This is a genomic window from Mesorhizobium sp. 1B3, assembly GCF_050958605.1.
Lineage (GTDB): Bacteria > Pseudomonadota > Alphaproteobacteria > Rhizobiales > Rhizobiaceae.
This window is the reverse complement of sequence record NZ_JBJHDO010000003.1, coordinates 462,455-479,755: the sequence shown is the minus strand read 5'-3', so window position 1 is coordinate 479,755 and position 17,301 is coordinate 462,455. Positions and strand designations below refer to the sequence as shown.

At 63.2% G+C, this 17,301-nt stretch carries 17 protein-coding genes; 9 read left to right on the top strand and 8 right to left on the bottom strand.

Going from position 1 to position 17,301, the window contains the following annotated elements; translation table 11 throughout:
- Positions 1 to 25: 25 nt before the first annotated feature.
- Both radA and ACCO56_RS11405 read right to left on the bottom strand, forming a co-directional pair.
- Positions 26 to 1,426 carry a DNA repair protein RadA gene (radA, locus tag ACCO56_RS11410; RefSeq protein ID WP_433640648.1) on the bottom strand — a complete coding sequence of 467 codons (1,401 nt, stop codon included), beginning with the start codon at positions 1,424 to 1,426 and terminating at the stop codon, positions 26 to 28.
- Positions 1,427 to 1,452: 26 nt separating this feature from the next.
- Positions 1,453 to 2,940: a replicative DNA helicase gene (locus tag ACCO56_RS11405; RefSeq protein ID WP_433640646.1), complete on the bottom strand. Its 1,488-nt coding sequence runs from the start codon at positions 2,938 to 2,940 to the stop codon at positions 1,453 to 1,455.
- Positions 2,941 to 3,215: 275 nt separating this feature from the next.
- Between ACCO56_RS11405 and ACCO56_RS11400 the strand changes: the two genes are divergently transcribed.
- Positions 3,216 to 4,046: an AraC family transcriptional regulator gene (locus ACCO56_RS11400; RefSeq protein ID WP_433640645.1), complete on the top strand. Its 831-nt coding sequence runs from the start codon at positions 3,216 to 3,218 to the stop codon at positions 4,044 to 4,046.
- Positions 4,047 to 4,055: 9 nt separating this feature from the next.
- Here the strand turns inward: ACCO56_RS11400 and ACCO56_RS11395 are convergent, their stop codons facing one another.
- The 6 genes from ACCO56_RS11395 to rpsF form a co-directional block, all read right to left on the bottom strand.
- Positions 4,056 to 5,039 carry a small ribosomal subunit Rsm22 family protein gene (locus tag ACCO56_RS11395; protein ID WP_433640643.1) on the bottom strand — a complete coding sequence of 328 codons (984 nt, stop codon included), beginning with the start codon at positions 5,037 to 5,039 and terminating at the stop codon, positions 4,056 to 4,058.
- Positions 5,040 to 5,045: 6 nt separating this feature from the next.
- Entirely contained in the window at positions 5,046 to 5,369 is a 324-nt protein-coding gene (locus tag ACCO56_RS11390; protein ID WP_433640641.1) for a YnfA family protein, read from the bottom strand.
- Between the two features lie 128 nt (positions 5,370 to 5,497).
- Positions 5,498 to 6,781 (bottom strand): class I SAM-dependent methyltransferase, encoded by a 1,284-nt coding sequence (locus tag ACCO56_RS11385; protein WP_433640640.1) that lies wholly within the window; start codon positions 6,779 to 6,781, stop codon positions 5,498 to 5,500.
- A gap of 190 nt (positions 6,782 to 6,971) precedes the next feature.
- Positions 6,972 to 7,547 carry a 50S ribosomal protein L9 gene (rplI, locus tag ACCO56_RS11380; protein ID WP_433640638.1) on the bottom strand — a complete coding sequence of 192 codons (576 nt, stop codon included), beginning with the start codon at positions 7,545 to 7,547 and terminating at the stop codon, positions 6,972 to 6,974.
- A gap of 213 nt (positions 7,548 to 7,760) precedes the next feature.
- The gene (gene rpsR / locus ACCO56_RS11375) at positions 7,761 to 8,009 is read right to left on the bottom strand and encodes a 30S ribosomal protein S18 (RefSeq protein ID WP_072603868.1); all 249 of its coding nucleotides are present in this window, start codon (positions 8,007 to 8,009) and stop codon (positions 7,761 to 7,763) included.
- The gene (gene rpsF / locus ACCO56_RS11370; protein WP_433640637.1) at positions 8,009 to 8,470 is read right to left on the bottom strand and encodes a 30S ribosomal protein S6; all 462 of its coding nucleotides are present in this window, start codon (positions 8,468 to 8,470) and stop codon (positions 8,009 to 8,011) included. Before rpsF ends, rpsR begins: the two co-directional genes overlap by 1 nt.
- A gap of 406 nt (positions 8,471 to 8,876) precedes the next feature.
- Between rpsF and ACCO56_RS11365 the strand changes: the two genes are divergently transcribed.
- The 8 genes from ACCO56_RS11365 to gmk all read left to right on the top strand — a co-directional run bounded on the left by ACCO56_RS11365 (position 8,877) and on the right by gmk (position 17,300).
- The gene (locus ACCO56_RS11365; protein WP_433640635.1) at positions 8,877 to 10,883 is read left to right on the top strand and encodes a putative bifunctional diguanylate cyclase/phosphodiesterase; all 2,007 of its coding nucleotides are present in this window, start codon (positions 8,877 to 8,879) and stop codon (positions 10,881 to 10,883) included.
- 81 nt (positions 10,884 to 10,964) lie between these two features.
- Entirely contained in the window at positions 10,965 to 11,903 is a 939-nt protein-coding gene (gene fabD, locus ACCO56_RS11360; RefSeq protein ID WP_433640633.1) for an ACP S-malonyltransferase, read from the top strand.
- 57 nt (positions 11,904 to 11,960) lie between these two features.
- Positions 11,961 to 12,698, top strand: a complete 738-nt coding sequence (fabG, locus tag ACCO56_RS11355) for a 3-oxoacyl-[acyl-carrier-protein] reductase (protein WP_433640631.1) — start codon at positions 11,961 to 11,963, stop codon at positions 12,696 to 12,698.
- A gap of 187 nt (positions 12,699 to 12,885) precedes the next feature.
- A complete protein-coding gene (locus ACCO56_RS11350; RefSeq protein ID WP_019170544.1) occupies positions 12,886 to 13,122 on the top strand; it encodes an acyl carrier protein in 237 nt (78 codons plus the stop codon).
- 38 nt (positions 13,123 to 13,160) lie between these two features.
- On the top strand, positions 13,161 to 14,423 hold the full coding sequence (fabF, locus tag ACCO56_RS11345) for a beta-ketoacyl-ACP synthase II (RefSeq protein ID WP_433640628.1): 1,263 nt from the start codon (positions 13,161 to 13,163) through the stop codon (positions 14,421 to 14,423).
- A gap of 99 nt (positions 14,424 to 14,522) precedes the next feature.
- Positions 14,523 to 15,689 (top strand): endolytic transglycosylase MltG, encoded by a 1,167-nt coding sequence (gene mltG, locus ACCO56_RS11340; protein WP_433640626.1) that lies wholly within the window; start codon positions 14,523 to 14,525, stop codon positions 15,687 to 15,689.
- Between the two features lie 63 nt (positions 15,690 to 15,752).
- The gene (locus ACCO56_RS11335; RefSeq protein WP_433640624.1) at positions 15,753 to 16,640 is read left to right on the top strand and encodes a YicC/YloC family endoribonuclease; all 888 of its coding nucleotides are present in this window, start codon (positions 15,753 to 15,755) and stop codon (positions 16,638 to 16,640) included.
- 3 nt (positions 16,641 to 16,643) lie between these two features.
- Positions 16,644 to 17,300 carry a guanylate kinase gene (gene gmk, locus ACCO56_RS11330; protein WP_433640622.1) on the top strand — a complete coding sequence of 219 codons (657 nt, stop codon included), beginning with the start codon at positions 16,644 to 16,646 and terminating at the stop codon, positions 17,298 to 17,300.
- Position 17,301: the final 1 nt, after the last annotated feature.

Below are 17,301 nucleotides of genomic sequence, written 5' to 3'. Positions count from 1 at the left end.
CGACCTTCTGGCCGCCGGCGCCGGCTCAATCTTCTTCCGTTCGTCGCAGCCGGGACCCTGCGATACGGGCCACGAGATCGGCGAGCACTGCCGGCTGGAACGCCCTGGCTCCCGACCCTCCTGCCAGCTCGTCCGTTCCACGCGGCAGAACCGCCTGTGCGAACCCAAGCTTTTCGGCTTCCTTCAGGCGCTGGAGTGCGTGTGCCACCGGCCGTATGGCCCCCGAAAGGCTGATTTCGCCGAAATAGACGCAATCGGCCGGCAGGGCAAGTCCGGTGAGCGACGAAACAAGGGCGGCCGCGACGGCCACGTCGGCAGCGGGTTCGGAGATGCGATAGCCGCCAGCGACGTTGAGATAGACGTCATGGGTAGCGAAGCGCACGCCGCAATGGGCTTCAAGCACGGCAAGCACCATCGAAAGGCGTGCCGAATCCCAGCCGACGACGGCACGCCGCGGCGTGCCGAGGGGGGAGGGGGCAACAAGGGCCTGAATCTCCACCAGGACGGGTCGGGTGCCCTCCATGCCGGCGAAAACGGCGGCTCCGGGCGCCGCCGCGTGCCGTTCGCCGAGAAACAATTCGGATGGATTGGTCACCTCGCGGAGGCCGCGATCAGACATTTCGAAAACGCCGATCTCGTCGGTCGGGCCGAAACGGTTCTTTACCGTCCGCAGGATGCGATAGTGATGACCGCCTTCGCCTTCGAAATAGAGCACGGCGTCGACCATATGCTCCACCACGCGCGGCCCTGCGATCTGGCCTTCCTTGGTAACGTGGCCGACCATCACCACGGCGGCTCCCGTCGACTTGGCGTAGCGGATGACCGTCTGAGCAGAGGCGCGGACCTGGGTGACGGTGCCCGGTGCGGAATCGGCAACGTCGGTCCACAGTGTCTGGATGGAATCGAGAATAACCAGATCCGGCCGGCGTCCCTCGGCAAGAGTCGCCAATATGTCTTCGACGTTCGTTTCCGCGGCCAGTTCGACCGGCGCGTTCGCCGCGCCGAGGCGCTGGGCCCGCAGGCGCACCTGCGCCACCGCCTCCTCGCCCGAGACGTAGACGATGCGATGCCCGAGCCCGGCCAGCGCCGCCGCCGCCTGCATCAGCAGCGTGGATTTGCCGATGCCCGGATCGCCGCCGACGAGAAGCGCAGAACCGCGCACGAAGCCACCGCCGGTGGCGCGGTCGAGCTCGCCAATGCCGGAAGCGATGCGCGGCGCGTCTTCGATCTCGCCGGAAAGCGTCGTGAGCGCGACTGGCCGGCCCTTGCGCGGCGAGCGCAGGCCGGGAGGGCCGGCGGCGATGCCGCCACCCGTGCCTTCTTCGACCAGCGTGTTCCATTCACCGCAAGAATCACACTTCCCCGCCCAGCGCGTGTGCACGGTACCGCAGGCCTGGCAGACGAACTGGACGCGCGGCTTGGCCATCAGGAAACGTCTCTGATCATCGCGCCTTACTCGAATCTTTCAGGCAGATGGCTATCCTCGGCGAGGTCGAAGAAGCGCGTGAACTCGCCTTGGAATCCGAGCGGGACAGTGCCTGTGGGCCCGTGGCGCTGCTTGGCCACGATGACCTCGGACTTGCCTCGGGCCTCGTTCATGTCGGCTTCCCATTTGATGTATTCGTCCGTGCCGGGCTTAGGCTCCTTGTTCTTGAGGTAATATTCCTCGCGGTAGACGAAGAGCACCACGTCGGCGTCCTGCTCGATCGAGCCGGATTCGCGAAGGTCGGAAAGCTGCGGCCGCTTGTCGTCCCGGTTTTCGACCTGACGCGAGAGCTGGGAGAGCGCGATGATCGGGACGGCGAGCTCCTTCGCCAGGGCCTTCAGCCCTGTTGTGATCTCGGTAATTTCCTGCACGCGGTTTTCCCCCTTCTTGGAGGAGCCGCTCATGAGCTGGATATAGTCGATGATGATCAGGTCGAGGCCGCGCTGTCGCTTCAGTCGGCGCGACCGGGCCGCGAGCTGCGCGATCGAGATGCCACCGGTCGAGTCAATGAACAAGGGCAGCTTCTGCATCGTCTGCGAGCAGGCAACGAGCTTCTCGAAATCATACTCACTGATCTCGCCGCGGCGGATCTTCGAGGACGGGATTTCCGTCTGCTCGGAAATGATACGCGTGGCGAGCTGCTCCGACGACATTTCGAGCGAGAAGAAGCCCACGACACCGCCATTCTTTGCCTTGAAGGAGCCGTCGGCCTGCTGGGCCGGCTCGTAGGCATGGGCGATGTTGAAGGCGATGTTGGTGACCAGCGACGTCTTGCCCATGCCAGGACGGCCGGCGAGAACGATCAGGTCCGATGGCTGCAGCCCGCCCATGCGCTTGTCGAGATCGCGCAGGCCCGTCGAAATGCCCGAAAGGCCGCCATCGCGCATGTAGGCGGCGTTGGCCATGTCCACGGCGAGCTTGACCGCGTCGGTGAAGCTTTCGAAGCCGCCGTCGTAGCGGCCGGTTTCCGCGAGCTCGAAGAGACGCCGCTCGGCGTCTTCGATCTGGTCCTGCGGCGCCATGTCGACAGGCGCGTCGTAGGCGATGTTGACCATATCCTCGCCCACTGTGATCAGCGCGCGGCGTGTGGCCAGGTCGTAGATGGCGCGGCCGTAGTCGGCGGCGTTGATGACGGTGACGGCTTCAGCCGCAAGGCGCGCCAGGTAATGCGCCACCGTCATGTCGCCGACCTTCTCGTCCGCCGGGAGGAAGGTCTTGATGGTCACAGGATTGGCCATCTTGCCCATCCGAATCAGCTCGGACGCGACCTCGAAGATCTTGCGGTGCAGCGGCTCGTAGAAATGCGCGGGCTTGAGGAAATCGGAGACCCGATAAAAAGCGTCGTTGTTGACCAGCATGGCGCCGAGCAGGGCTTGCTCGGCCTCAATGTTGTTCGGCGCCTCGCGATAGAGCGGGGTTTCCGCCACGCCGATCTTCCGTGCTGCCTCTGCCATGTCGTCCCCGTCACCCGCGCCCTGCTTCTCGGTACCAGACACTGATTGCGGCCGGGCAAAAAATCGTATCTTGCAGCTCCTTGTGCGCGGGATTCACAGAAGTCCACAGGCGCGAGCAATTCATTCGCGATCCAACGTTGACGCGAATCGCTATTAGCGTAGCGCCGGACAAACGAGAACAAAACAGGAAAAGTTTGTCTGGCAGGACAGCAAGCTCGATCAAACGAAAGGTCTCCTGAAGGAGCAAGGATAGTCTCGCTTGAAGGGAGTGATGCATGGATCCCGTGGCCAAAGCGCTCTGGTTCATCGAAAGCCATATGGGAGGCGAGGTCACCCTCGATGAAATCGCGGAGGCGTGCGGCGTCTCGCGATTCCATCTGTCGCGGGCTTTTTCCGCGACGCTCGGCCTGTCGATCATGCGTTATCTGCGTGCCAGGCGATTGAGCGAAGCCGCTCGCGCGCTGGCCGGCGGAGCGCCCGACATCCTGTCGGTTGCGCTGGGCGCCGGCTACGGCTCCCATGAAGCATTCACCCGAGCCTTTCGGGATCAGTTCGGCGCGACGCCCGAGCAAGTGCGCGCGCAGGGGCAACTGGAAGGCATCGAACTTGTGGAGCCGATACTGATGGAACAGAACTTCAACGCGAAACTTGAACCACCCCGCTTTGTCGATGCAGCGGCCATGCTGATCGCCGGTCTTGGACAACGCTACGAATACGAAGAGATGGACGGAATACCGGCCCAGTGGGAGCGCTTTCAGGCTCATATCGGGCACATTCCAGGAGAGATCGGCGGCACCGCATTCGGAGTCATTGCTAACAGCGACGACAAGGGCTTCGACTATGTTTGCGGCGTGGAGGTCTCCGGCTTTTCCGATATCGATCCGGCGCTGACACGATTGCGGCTGCCGCCGCAGAAATATGCCGTCTTCGCCCATCGCGGCCATGTCGCGTCCGTCCGCAACACGATGCATGCGATCTGGCGAGACTGGCTCCCCAAATCCGGGCACGCAGCGGCTGATGCGCCGTCGCTCGAGCGCTACGGAAAGGGGTTCGACCCACGCACTGGGCTGGGTGGACTGGAACTGTGGCTGCCGATCGGGAGTTGAAAAGGAGCGTCAGCCGAGGTCGCCGTCAGTTCCGACCGAATCGCCCCAGTCGAGCCGCCGGGCCGCCCGGAATGCCAAGCCTTCTCGCTTGGTCACGGTCCGGTCGGCCACGCTTGCGTCGGCCCGGCACAGCTTGAGCGTGATCATGCCTTTGGCCGTACGGGGTGGCGCGAGGACGCGCGCCGCGGCGGGTTCGCCCGGCTGGCGGGAGGCGGCCAGGAAGATGTACTTTTCGTCCTCCCAAGGAACATCTCCGCCCTTCGTCAGCCGATGCAGCCGCGAGCGGGCGACGCGTCGCGCGAAGTGGCACCAGTCCGGTGGCGCGAGAGGACAGGGCGCGGTATGGGGGCAGGGAGCCAGTAGATGGGCGCCCGAGCGGGTGAGCCGCTCCCGTGCCGCCAGGATCCGCCGCCAGCCGGCCGGAGTGCCCGGCTCGATGACGACGAGCACGCCCGCGGTCAGGGACCAGAGCCGGTCGACAAGGACGTCGGCCTCCGCCGGCGCGATTTCATCGAGGACATAGGAAAGCGTCACCAGATCCGCCTGGGGAAGCTTCGGCAGGCCCCGGGTGATGTCGGCGGAGAGCCAACGCGTCGTGGCCACGGGGGCTGTATCGCCAAGTTGCTCGCCAACTTCTCGGGCGGCTGCGCTCGCCTCGAGCATCAGCGCGTCGGTCAATGTCGGCCAGCAGTCTGCGGCCGCCCACAGGACTGAGCCAGGCCCCGCCCCGACATCCAGCAGGGCGCGGGGCGAGAAATTCGGATGAGCATAGGCGATCTCGTCAAGGCTGGCACGAATGGCCGCATAGGTGGCGGGCAGGCGTGTCGCCAGATAGGCTTTGACGGCGAGCCGATCGTCGAGATGCAGACGACCGTCGCGAATCTCCGCCCGGTATCGGCTGGAGAGAAGGCGGGCGGCCTTCTGCAGTTCCGAGAGAGAGGTTCCTTCGAGCAGGCGATCGACCGCCTGGCGGAGCGCTGGGGGCAATTCCATCCGGCTTCAGGTTCCGCGCGGCGCAAGAAGTATCAGGGAAGCACCGAGCACGCAGGTAGCGGCGCCCGCCAGATCGAAGCGGTCAGGCCGGACGCCTTCGAACGACCAGAGCCATAGCAACGATGCGGCGACGTAAATGCCGCCATAGGCTGCATAGGCGCGGCCGGCCGCGTCGGTAGGCGCCAAGGCCAGCAGCCAGGCGAAGGCGACGAGGGAGATGATGCCGGGAACGAGCCACAGCGGCGATTTCTCGAGCCGCCACCAAGCCCAGAAGGCAAAACACCCGGCAATCTCGGCGAGGGCAGCCGCGGCAAACAGGGGATAGGTCATCAAAAACCGAACCTCGCAATCCAGCGGGACGAGTGTCCGGCCGATTCGATGGAAACGAACCGTCGGGGTCTCTATCCCTTGCGAGACGTTCTTGCCCGCAGCAATGGTTCGTTCAAGAGGCTATTCTTCTATACGACTTTCTTCCGGCTGCGCTTCGGCTTCGGCTCCGCCGTTGCACCATGCGCGATCTCGTGCATTGAGAGCGCCTTCTCGCATTTGCCGATATAATCCCGCGTGATCGGCACGGCATCGTTCCTGCGTGCGAGCTGGATTTGGAAGACCATCATGTCCTGCCAGCGGAATGCCGCCTCGGAACCCGCCAGGTAGAACTCCCACATCCTGCAAAAGCGCTCGTCGTAAATGTCCTTGGCCCGCTCCCGATTGGCAAGGAAACGCTGGCGCCAATGCTTGAGCGTCTCGGCGTAGTGCAGCCGCAGGATCTCCACATCCGTGACGAACAGGCCGGCTTTCTCGATGTGAGGCAATACCTCGGACAGGGCCGGAATATAGCCACCCGGGAAGATATGCTTGCGGATGAATGGATTGGTGGCGGAGGGCGGCCCGGCCCGGCCGATCGCATGGAGCAGCATCACTCCATCGGGCTTGAGGAGCGTAGCGGCCTTGTCGAAGAACGTCCGGTAGTGATTGACGCCGACATGCTCGAACATGCCGACCGAGACGATCCGGTCGAAGCGTTCCGAAAGGCTGCGATAGTCGCGCAGTTCGAAATGCACCCGGTCGTCGAGGCCCTCGGCACGCGCGCGCTCGGTCGACACGGAGTGCTGCTCCGTCGACAAGGTGACGCCCAGAACCTCCGCGTCGAAGCTCTTTGCCAGATAAAGCCCCAGGCCGCCCCATCCGGAGCCGATGTCCAGAACGTTCTGGCCCGGCTTCATCTTCAGCTTCGCTGCGATGTGGCGCTTCTTGGCGAGTTGGGCCTCCTCGAGCGTCATGTCTCCACGCTCGAAATAGGCGCAGGAATATTGCATGTCCTCATCGAGGAAGAGCCGATAGAGCTCGCCCGAAAGATCGTAATGGCGTTCGACGTTGCGCTTGGCGCGGCCGGCAGTGTTGATTTGCTGCAGTCTGCGGAAAGCTACCCGCAACCCCTCGATGGCGCGCGCCCAGGCAGCATCGACGCTGCCCGTAGGCCCCATGTTCTGATAGGCGATCTTGAGCAGCGCAAGCACGTCGCCTTCGACCATGTCCAACTCGCCTTCCATATAAGCCTCGGGCAGCGCCAGAGTCGGGTGGAAGGTGATGGTCCGCTCGGCGTGGCGCGTTTTGATCCGCACGTGAACGGGCTCGCCGGAGCCATCTCCGAATCGAACCGTAGTCCCGTCAGGGCCTGTAATCTTGAGATTTCCGATTCTCACGAGACGTTCGACGATATGTCTCAGAAGGATATTCATGGCCACGGCACCCAAATGAAATCGACGCTTCGTGGGAAGCGGCGACATTCTGCTTCAAATCGGCGCGGCTTGGAAAGTTCCAACTGGCACAAAATCTGCTTTGACTATTGAGGCAGAATGGGCAGTCCCTTCAAACAAAAGGCCCGGGCGTTGCCGCCCGGGCCTTGATTGCTGAAGGCAAAAAACGGGATCAGACCTCTTCGGCCTCTTCAGCGTTCGGATCGAAGAAGTTGTCCGGACGCGCGTTCTCATTGATGTCCTCGCCATAGATGGCTTCGGCGGTGGTGAGCGTTTCGCCCCTGGCCTGGCGATCGGCTTCGTCGGCCGTGCGCGCGATGTTGAGGGTGATCGTCACCTCGACCTCCGGATGCAGCGCGATCGCTACATTGGTGAGGCCGATGGCCTTGATCGGATGGTTGAGCTCGACCTGATTGCGGGCGATCGTAAAGCCCTCGGCAGTCAGCAACTCGGAAATGTCGCGGGTCGACACCGAACCGTAGAGCTGGCCGGTTTCGCCGGCTGAACGGACGACCACGAAGCTCTTGCCGTCCAGCTGTTCGGCAACGGCCTGGGCTTCCGACTTGCGCTCCAGATTGCGGGCCTCGAGTTGGGCGCGCTGGCCCTCGAACTTCTTCTTGTTGGCCTCGTTGGCGCGCAGCGCCTTGCCCTGCGGCAGGAGGAAGTTGCGGGCAAACCCGTCTTTGACCTTGACGGTGTCACCCATCTGGCCGAGGCGAGCGATACGTTCGAGAAGAATGACTTCCATATCCGTGTTCCCTTGCGGTTAGGCGCATGCGCCGAAAAGGTGGAACAGTCAGGAAGCGGAGAAGTGGCTTGTCGCCGGCGTCGCTGTCCTGCCTGTCGCGGCAGTTAGGGTTCCGGCTGTCCGGAAGACCCAACTCGGGTTTTTCATATGACTTGATCTCTCCGCACCCGAAGCGGAAAGGGGCCGGGCGGCGAGCCGTCCGGCCTTTTTCGATCACTTCACTACGTAGGGCAGCAGGCCCAGGAAACGGGCGCGCTTGATCGCCTGGGCGAGCTCACGCTGCTTCTTCTGGCTTACGGCGGTGATGCGCGACGGAACGATCTTGCCGCGCTCCGAGATGTAGCGCTGCAGGAGGCGCACGTCCTTGTAGTCGATCCGCGGCGCATTGGCGCCGGAGAACGGGCAGGTCTTGCGACGGCGGTGGAATGGACGCCGAGTCGGGATCTGGTTGATGTCGACCATTATTCTGCAGCTCCTTCAGCGGCTTCACGCGGGCGGCGCGGGCCACGGTCGTCCCCGCCGCGCGGGCCGCGGTCGCGGTCGCCGAAACGGGACGGGCGGTCGCCGCGATCACCGAAGCGATCGCCACGCTCGTCGCGGTCGCGCTTCTGCATCATTGCGGACGGGCCTTCCTCGTGCTTTTCGACCTTGATGGTCAGGAAGCGGAGGACGTCTTCCGACAGGCCCTGCTGGCGCTCAAGCTCCTTGACGGCATCGGCCGGAGCCGTGATGTCCATCAGGGTATAGTAAGCCTTGCGGTTCTTCTTGACGCGGTAGGTGAGGGACTTCAGTCCCCAGTTCTCGACCCTGCCGACGGAGCCGCCGCCAGCGGTGATGACGCCCTTGAAACGTTCAACGAGCTCATCGACCTGCTGCTGCGAGAGGTCCTGCCGGGCAAGGAACACATGTTCGTAAAGAGCCATTGTCTTGCCTTTCTTCGTTCTCTCTCCCGGTTCCCGACGGCTAAGCCTCTGCAACTTCTCTTGACCCGATTTTCGGGGAAGAAAGGAGCATGACGAGACGGTCGAGAGCGGAGACACGGGAGGCGGAAGAGCTTTTGCCTTCGCGACGAGCCCTGGGATCACTCCCGGCGGCCCGGCCCTCCGTTCAGCCCCCAGTCGGGACCGGCAGATAGGGCGGCTGATATAGGGGAAGGTCGAAAAAGGCAAGGGGAGAAGAGCTTCTATAAGGCGACGAAACCGCGCAGCAGGCGGAGGCAATATCGCATTTGGTATAAAGCCTACCTTAAGCAGTCGCGTCTATCGTGCGGCGACCAGCGCGGGAAGGGGCGGCAGGGCGGGTGGCGAGAAGGTGAGTTTTCGAGGAGGCATGCACCGCCAGCCGTTGAAGGTGATCTTTCGGCCGGCCCGCATACATGCGGCACTAGCGCTGCTCATACTGGTGGCAATTGGCTGCGCGGCTGGCTTCGCCGAGTTCCAGACGGACGATCTCTGGCTCCTGCGTGGCCTGGTGATCCTCTGCGGGGCACTTATCGTCATTCCGTTGCTCGCAACCGGCCGCCTAGTCAGCGAGCGCAAAAACCATATCGAGGAACTCTGCCGCCGCGAGCAGGAGCTCGGTCAGCTTTCCCAGCGCCTCTCCCTGGCGCTGGACACATCGAAGATTGGCGTGTGGGACTACGACCCCGCGAGCCGTGAGCTTGTCTGGGACAGGCGGATGGATGAGCTTTACGGTATCGAGTCTGGTGAGCAGCCGCGTGGCTATGAGACCTGGAGGAATGCGGTTCATCCCGACGACCTCGAGCGGGTCGAGCGAGCGTTCGACGACGGCATGGTTTCGGACGGCAGGTACGACGCCAACTATCGTGTCTTCCTGCCAGGCGGCGCCATCCGCTATGTGCGCGCCGTCGGAGCGTTCTACCGGGACGTCGACGGCAACGCCAAGGTGATCGGATTGAACTGGGATGTTTCCGCCGATGTCGCCCTCAATGAAGACCTTCGGCGGGCTAAGCGTCAGACGGAGGCCCGCAACGCCGAACTGCTTGTGGCCAAGGCTCGCATCGAGCTTACCGCGTTGCACGATTCGCTTACAGGCTTACCCAATCGCCGGTATCTGGACGAGAAGCTGGCGTTGAGGGCCTCGTCGGAAAAAGGGAAGACGAGGCGCACCGCTCTCCTTCACGTCGATCTCGATCGCTTCAAGCAGATCAACGATACGCTTGGGCATGCCGCCGGCGACGCCATGTTGGTGCACGCGGCCGATATCCTGAAATCCAACGTGCGTGCGGGAGATTTCCTGGCTCGTGTCGGAAGCGACGAGTTCGTGGTGCTTTGCCAGCTCGACGGTCGGGATGAAGGCGGCCATGCCCAGTACTTGGCCGCTCTCGCCGATCGCATCATCACGAAGATGCGGCAACCCGTGGTGTACGAAGGGCATGAGTGCCGCTTCGGCGTGAGCGTCGGCATCGCTCTCGAAGACGGCTCGGGCGAGGGGCTGCGCAACCTGCTCGTGAACGCCGACATCGCACTTCATCGAGCCAAGTGCAGTGGCCGCAGCCGGCACCAATTTTTCAACGAGGCGCTCCAAGCCGACATCGTCAGGGCCAAGCAGATGGCCGACGAGATATTGACCGGTCTGGAGCAAGGGCAGTTCATCGTCCATTACCAGCCCCAGTTCGACGCTTCCACGCTGGAAGTGGCGGGTGTCGAGGCGCTGGTTCGCTGGAACCATCCGGCTCGGGGCATCCTCGGCCCCGATATCTTCCTGAAGGCGGCTGAAGAACTGAACGTACTGTCGATCATCGATCGCACCGTCTTGCATCAGGCCCTGGCCGATTTCGAGGATTGGAGGAGCGTCGGGTTGGCTGTTCCCAGGATCGCGGTGAATGTCTCCGCCAGCAGACTGGGCGACGAGGAACTGATCCAAAGCCTGATCGGGCTTGGCATCCAGCCAGGTGCAGTTTCTTTCGAGCTGGTGGAGTCGATCTTCCTTGACGACAACGACACCTCCGTCGGCGCCAATGTGGAGCGCATCAAGGCTCTCGGCATCGATATCGAGATCGACGATTTCGGGACGGGATATGCCTCCATCGTCAGCCTTCTGAAGCTGAAGCCCAGGCGCCTGAAGATCGATCGGCAACTCGTCACGCCGATTGTAACTTCGGCCGCGCAACGCGGCCTTGTCCAATCGATCATCGAGATCGGCAGGTCGCTCGGCATCGAAGTCATCGCCGAAGGCGTCGAGACCGCGGAGCACGTTCGCATCCTCAGGAAGCTCGGCTGCCATGGGCTTCAGGGCTATGTTTTTGCGCGGCCGATGGCGGCGGGGCCCTTGAAGGCTTTCATTGGGAGCCGAAGCTGGCGGGCGGCCACATAGGAAGCGACCCAAGCCGCGGCCCTTGACACCGCGGCCTTCCTTGCTCCACACGCTGCCCGAAAGAAAAGGCCGGAGAGCGCCATGTCGATTGCATTTACGTTTCCGGGGCAGGGCAGCCAATCGGTCGGCATGGGCAAGGAACTTGCCGATGCCTTCCCCGAGGCGCGGGCGGTCTTCCACGAGGTGGACGAGGCGCTGGCACAGAACCTGTCCCGGATCATGTGGGAAGGACCGGAAGAGACGCTGACCTTGACCGCCAATGCTCAGCCTGCGTTGATGGCGGTGTCGCTGGCGGCACTGCGCGCGCTGGAAGCGCGCGGCTTCTCTTTGGCCGGCAAGGTCGCCTACGTCGCCGGCCACTCGCTTGGCGAGTATTCCGCGCTGGCAGCGGCGGGAACGTTTTCGATTGCCGATACGGCACGGCTTCTGCGTATCCGCGGCAACGCCATGCAGGCGGCGGTACCTGTCGGCGAAGGGGCGATGGCTGCTATCCTGGGGCTCGCCCAAGAGGAGGTGGAGGCGGCTTGCGTGGAAGCGGGGCGAGGCTCCGTCTGCCAGATCGCCAACGACAATGGCGGCGGGCAGCTTGTCATTTCAGGTGCCAAGCCGGCGGTCGAGCATGCGGCAAGGCTCTGCACAGAGAAGGGTGCCAAGCGGGCTTTGATGCTGCCGGTGTCCGCGCCTTTCCATTGCGCCCTGATGGCGCCGGCGGCGGAAGCGATGCGCGCAGCGCTCGCGGACGTCACGAAGAACAGGCCCGCCGTTCCCGTTGTGGCAAATGTCGCGGTGCAGCCGCTTACCGACACGCAACAGATCGCCGCGAGCCTCGTGGAGCAGGTCACGGGCCGCGTGCGCTGGCGCGAGACTGTCGAGTGGTTCGGTTCGAACGGGGTGACGACTCTCTATGAGCTCGGCTCGGGCAAGGTCCTGTCCGGCCTCGCTCGCCGTATCGACAGGGAGATCGCTACGGCTTCGATCGGCAACCCAGCCGATGTGGAAGCGGCGCTGGCTTCACTGTAAATCTTGGATTTGACCAACTCCCACGCAGGGAGCTCCGAACATCAAAGGAGCATTGCCATGTTCGATCTGACCGGCCGCAAGGCGCTCGTCACGGGCGCGACCGGAGGTATCGGCGAAGCCGTTGCCCGCGTCCTGCATGCGCAGGGGGCGATTGTCGGCCTGCACGGCACGCGGATGGAAAAGCTGGAAAGCCTGGCTGGGGAGCTCGGCGAGCGGGTGAAGCTCTTCCCCGCCAACCTTTCGGACCGCGACGAGGTGAAGGCACTGGGCCAGAAAGCGGAAAGCGAACTGGAAGGCGTGGACATACTGGTCAACAACGCTGGCATCACCCGTGACGGGCTCTTTGTGCGCATGTCGGACGAGGACTGGGATGGGGTGATCGAGGTCAACCTCACCGCCGTTTTCCGCCTCACCCGCGAACTCGCCCACCCCATGATGCGTCGCCGTTTCGGCCGCATCGTCAACATCAGCTCCGTCGTCGGCGTGACGGGCAATCCCGGCCAGGCCAATTATTGCGCCTCGAAGGCCGGCATCATCGGCTTCTCGAAATCGCTGGCGCAGGAGATCGCGAGCCGGAACATAACAGTCAACTGCGTTGCTCCCGGCTTCATCGAATCGGCCATGACAGACAAGCTGAACGACAAGCAGAAGGATGCCATCATGGGCGCGATCCCCATGAAACGCATGGGAACCGGCGATGAGATCGCCTCGGCCGTGGTATATCTCGCCTCGAACGAGGCCGCTTACGTGACCGGCCAGACGATTCATGTGAATGGCGGCATGGCCATGATTTAGTCCTCACGGGATAACGGCGTTTTCGCCTTGGACAGCCGCGATTTTTCGTGTAATGCGGCCTCCAACCCGGCGGGAAGGGTGGAAAAACCTGCTCCGCTGCACTGTTCCGCCAGGAACATCTTTCAGCTTGATAAGCGGCAATCGGGCCGCTAACGAAGACAGACAATTCACAGACGAGGATGCCCACATGAGCGATACCGCAGAACGCGTCAAGAAGATCGTTGTCGAGCATCTTGGCGTCGAAGCCGACAAGGTCACGGAGGCGGCGAGCTTCATTGACGATCTCGGTGCCGACAGCCTGGATACTGTCGAGCTCGTGATGGCGTTCGAGGAGGAGTTCGGCGTTGAGATCCCGGACGACGCGGCCGAGACGATTCTTACCGTCGGCGACGCCGTGAAGTACATCGACAAGGCGTCGGCCTGACGTCTTCGATGCCGTATCGTGCCGGGGAGAGTTGAGCCATGAGACGCGTCGTCGTCACGGGCCTGGGGTTGCTCTCCCCATTCGGGTACGGAGCGGAACATTCCTGGCAGCAACTGCTCACTGCACGCAGCGCTGCCAGCCGTATCAAGACATTCGAGATCGAGGATCTGCCCTGCAAGATCGCGCACGTGATACCGCGCGGTGACGGCAGCGAGCATACCTTCAATCCGGAAGCTGTCCTTGAGCCCAAGGAACTCCGCAAGATCGGCGATTTCGTCCTCTTTGGGATCGCCGCTGCCGACGAAGCGCTAAGGGATTCGGGCTGGGAGCCGCGTACCGAGGAAGATCGCTGCGCGACCGGCGTCATGATCGGCTCGGGCATCGGCGGCATCGATGGCATTTCCGACAGCTCGATCACGCTACACGAGCGCGGACCGCGCCGCATCAGCCCGTTCTTCATTCCCGGCAACATCATCAATATGGTGTCCGGCCAGGTTTCCATACGCCATGGGCTGAAAGGGCCGAACCATGCCGTCGTGACGGCTTGTTCGACCGGGGCCCATGCGATCGGCGACGCGGCGAGGCTGATCATGTTCGGTGATGCCGAAGTGATGCTCGCCGGCGGTGCCGAGGCCCCGGTCGGCAGGCTGTCGCTGGCCGGCTTTGCCGCCTGCAAGGCCCTGTCCACGGCACGCAATGACGCCCCCGAACAGGCCTCTCGCCCTTACGACAAGGACCGGGACGGCTTTGTGATGGGCGAGGGCGCTGGGGTCGTGGTGCTGGAGGAGCTCGAACATGCCAGGGCTCGCGGCGCCAAGATATATGCCGAAATCACCGGCTACGGCATGTCAGGCGATGCATATCATATCACCGCTCCGGCGGAGGATGGCGACGGTGCGTTCCGCTGCATGAGCGCTGCCTTGAAGCGAGCCAAGCTGTCGCCGTCCGATGTCGACTACATCAATGCCCATGGCACCTCGACGATGGCCGATACGATCGAACTCGGCGCGGTCGAGCGGTTGGTCGGCAACGCGGCGTCCAAAATCTCCATGTCGTCCACCAAATCGTCGATAGGCCATCTGCTCGGCGCAGCGGGGGCGGCCGAGGCGATCTTCTCCATCCTCGCCATTCGCGACAACATCGCGCCGGCGACGATCAATCTCGACAATCCCGAGCGCGAGACGGCGATCGACCTCGTGCCCAACAAGCCGCGCAAGCGCCAGATCGATGTCGCCCTGTCCAACTCCTTCGGTTTCGGTGGCACCAACGCCTCGTTGATCTTTCAACGCTACAATGGTTAGCCTGCTGATCGCTTCGGCGGGCAAGATGCCGCGATTTTCGCCATATTCGCGTCTAGGCTCCGCAGCGACTCGGGAACGGCCAGCACGGGTACAGGCGAGATGAACACCAATCCAGAAAGCGAGAACGCGACCACGCCGAAGCCGATCGTGCCGAAAAGCGCTACCGAAGCCCTTCGGCCGGAGGCGGGAACCCCGCCACCAAAGCGATCACGCCAGTCTCGCAACCAGTTCGTCGTCTTCCTGAACTTCCTGGTTTCGACGATCTTCCTCGTTACCCTGGCCGCCGGCGCCGGTTTCTATTTCGGCAAGCGAGCCTTCGACGGCCCGGGCCCGTCGGAGACCGCAGCCACCATTCTCGTCAAGCCCAATACCGGGGCGCAGGAAATTGCCAATCAGCTCGAGCGACGGGGCTTGATCTCCGACGCGCGCATCTTTCAGCTTGGATTGCGCGCTTACGGCAACGAGGGCCAGCTGAAGGCTGGCGAGTACGAGATCAAGGCGCAGGCATCGATGCGCGACATCATGGAACTGCTGAAGAGCGGCAGGTCGGTGCTTTATTCGTTCACGATCCCGGAGGGGGCGACCGTCGATCAGGTATTTCAGCGCATCGCCGAGAACGATGTGCTGACCGGTGACATGCCGACGACGATCCCGCCGGAAGGGAGTCTCGTGGCCGATACCCAGCGCTTTACCCGCGGCACGACGCGTCAACAGCTCATCGACAAGATGATGGCCGATCAAAAGAAGCTCGTGCAGGAAATCTGGGAACGCCGCGCCGACGACCTGCCGCTCGCGTCCGTCGATGAATTCGTGACGCTGGCGTCGATCGTTGAGAAAGAGACCGGCAGGGGCGACGAGCGGTCACGCGTCGCGTCCGTCTTCGTCAACAGGCTGAGCAAGGGCATGCGCCTCCAGTCCGACCCGACGATCATCTATGGCCTGTTCGGGGGCAAGGGAAAGCCGGGCGATCGGCCGATCTTCAGGTCCGACATCGACAAGCCGACGCCATACAACACTTATGTGATAAAGGGACTGCCTCCCACGCCCATCGCCAATCCCGGTCGCGCTGCGCTCGAAGCGGTGGCCAACCCGTCCAAGACAGACGATCTCTACTTCGTTGCGGACGGTAGCGGCGGTCACGTCTTCGCGACCACGTTGGAAGAGCACAACCAGAACGTGGCGCGCTGGCGGGCAGTCGAAAAGAAACAGGCGGAGGAAGCCGCCAAGGCGGCTACCGAAGAGGCCGAACCGACCGAGGCGCAATAGGCGACGGGCAGGAAGAGCCCTGGGGCTCCTCATGCTCCACGCGCAAGGGAAGTGAGCGGGGCGATGAAACTACAGAGCATGACCGGCTTCGCCCGGGCCGCCGCCGACCACGACGGGACGGCGCTGGCTTGGGAAGTCAAGTCGGTAAACGGCAAGAGCGTCGACGTTCGTCTCAGGCTGCCACCCGGTTTCGAACGGCTGGAGCAGCCAGCGCGCCAGGCAGTGCAGAAGCGTTTCGCACGCGGCAATGTTCAGGCCGTGCTCACCGTTTTGCGCGGTGGCCTGTCCATCCACCCCGTCGTCAATGAAGCCTTCCTCACCGAAGTGGCAGCACTGGCGAAGCGACTGGAGCAACAGTTCGGTGTCGCACCCGCCACGGCAGACGGACTGCTGTCGCTCCGCGGCGTATTGGAGATGCCCGAGGCGCAGGAAAGCGAAGAAGAACGCGCGTCGCTCGATACGGCCATTCTTTCCGTCCTCGGCGATGCGCTCTCCGGCCTCGAGAATGCGCGCCGGGCCGAGGGCGATGCTCTACGCATGGTCCTCAGCGGCCATATCGATCGGATCGAAGCCTTGACCCTCGCTGCAGAGGCGGATCCGTCGCGCGAGCCAGCAGCGATCCGACAGCGCGTCGGGGAGCAGTTACGTCTGCTGATGGATCCGGCCGCTGCGCTCGACGAGGCGCGCCTCCATATGGAGGCAGCCTTTCTGGCCGCCAAAGCGGACATTCGTGAGGAAATCGACCGGCTGAAGACCCACGTCGCTTCCGGCCGCGCGCTTATCGCCGCGGGTGGAGCGGTCGGCCGGAAGCTCGATTTCTTGTCACAGGAGTTCAATCGCGAAGCGAACACGCTCTGCTCGAAATCCAACGCGGCGGCGGTCACGGCGATCGGTCTCGAATTGAAGGCCGTGGTCGATCAGTTCCGGGAACAAGTCCAGAATCTGGAGTAGGGGATGGCGGACGAGCGTCCATCGCATTCAATCAAGCGGCGCGGCCTGATGCTGGTGCTGTCCTCGCCATCGGGCGCGGGCAAATCGACGATCGCACGCAGCCTCATAGAGAGCGACCCAGGCTTCGAGCTATCGGTCAGTGTGACGACACGCCAGCGGCGCGGCAGCGAGATCGACGGCGTCCATTATCATTTCAGAAGCCGGCGAGAATTCGATTCGCTGCGCGACAACGATGCCCTCCTGGAATGGGCCGAGGTGCATGGCAATTTCTACGCCACCCCGCGCGAACCGGCCGAACAGGCCATGGCCGAAGGCCGCGACATGCTGTTCGACATCGACTGGCAGGGTGCCAAGCAGCTCAAGGAGAAGATGCGAGGCGATATCGTCTCGATCTTCATCCTGCCCCCGTCCATGAACGAGTTGAAGGCCAGATTGCAGCGGCGCGCCGAAGATTCCGCCAGCACGATAGACACCCGCCTCAACAATGCGCGAGTCGAGATCGAGCACTGGCGGGAGTACGATTACGTCGTGATCAACCACGATCTCGATAGAGCGTTCGCCGAGGTGCGCGCGATCGTCACTGCGGAACGGCTGCGCCGCGACCGCAGGCCAGGTCTGTTCGATTTCGTGTCCGGCTTGCTGGACGAAACGACGGACTGAG

Excerpts from the sequence above, each read along its gene's own strand:
- radA (WP_433640648.1), bottom strand. The coding sequence starts at position 1,426 with ATGGCCAAGCCGCGCGTCCAGTTCGTCTGCCAGGCCTGCGGTACCGTG.
- ACCO56_RS11405 (WP_433640646.1), bottom strand. The coding sequence starts at position 2,940 with ATGGCAGAGGCAGCACGGAAGATCGGCGTGGCGGAAACCCCGCTCTAT.
- ACCO56_RS11400 (WP_433640645.1), top strand. The coding sequence starts at position 3,216 with ATGGATCCCGTGGCCAAAGCGCTCTGGTTCATCGAAAGCCATATGGGA.
- ACCO56_RS11395 (WP_433640643.1), bottom strand. The coding sequence starts at position 5,039 with ATGGAATTGCCCCCAGCGCTCCGCCAGGCGGTCGATCGCCTGCTCGAA.
- ACCO56_RS11390 (WP_433640641.1), bottom strand. The coding sequence starts at position 5,369 with ATGACCTATCCCCTGTTTGCCGCGGCTGCCCTCGCCGAGATTGCCGGG.
- ACCO56_RS11385 (WP_433640640.1), bottom strand. The coding sequence starts at position 6,781 with ATGAATATCCTTCTGAGACATATCGTCGAACGTCTCGTGAGAATCGGA.
- rplI (WP_433640638.1), bottom strand. The coding sequence starts at position 7,547 with ATGGAAGTCATTCTTCTCGAACGTATCGCTCGCCTCGGCCAGATGGGT.
- rpsR (WP_072603868.1), bottom strand. The coding sequence starts at position 8,009 with ATGGTCGACATCAACCAGATCCCGACTCGGCGTCCATTCCACCGCCGT.
- rpsF (WP_433640637.1), bottom strand. The coding sequence starts at position 8,470 with ATGGCTCTTTACGAACATGTGTTCCTTGCCCGGCAGGACCTCTCGCAG.
- ACCO56_RS11365 (WP_433640635.1), top strand. The coding sequence starts at position 8,877 with ATGCACCGCCAGCCGTTGAAGGTGATCTTTCGGCCGGCCCGCATACAT.
- fabD (WP_433640633.1), top strand. The coding sequence starts at position 10,965 with ATGTCGATTGCATTTACGTTTCCGGGGCAGGGCAGCCAATCGGTCGGC.
- fabG (WP_433640631.1), top strand. The coding sequence starts at position 11,961 with ATGTTCGATCTGACCGGCCGCAAGGCGCTCGTCACGGGCGCGACCGGA.
- ACCO56_RS11350 (WP_019170544.1), top strand. The coding sequence starts at position 12,886 with ATGAGCGATACCGCAGAACGCGTCAAGAAGATCGTTGTCGAGCATCTT.
- fabF (WP_433640628.1), top strand. The coding sequence starts at position 13,161 with ATGAGACGCGTCGTCGTCACGGGCCTGGGGTTGCTCTCCCCATTCGGG.
- mltG (WP_433640626.1), top strand. The coding sequence starts at position 14,523 with ATGAACACCAATCCAGAAAGCGAGAACGCGACCACGCCGAAGCCGATC.
- ACCO56_RS11335 (WP_433640624.1), top strand. The coding sequence starts at position 15,753 with ATGAAACTACAGAGCATGACCGGCTTCGCCCGGGCCGCCGCCGACCAC.
- gmk (WP_433640622.1), top strand. The coding sequence starts at position 16,644 with ATGGCGGACGAGCGTCCATCGCATTCAATCAAGCGGCGCGGCCTGATG.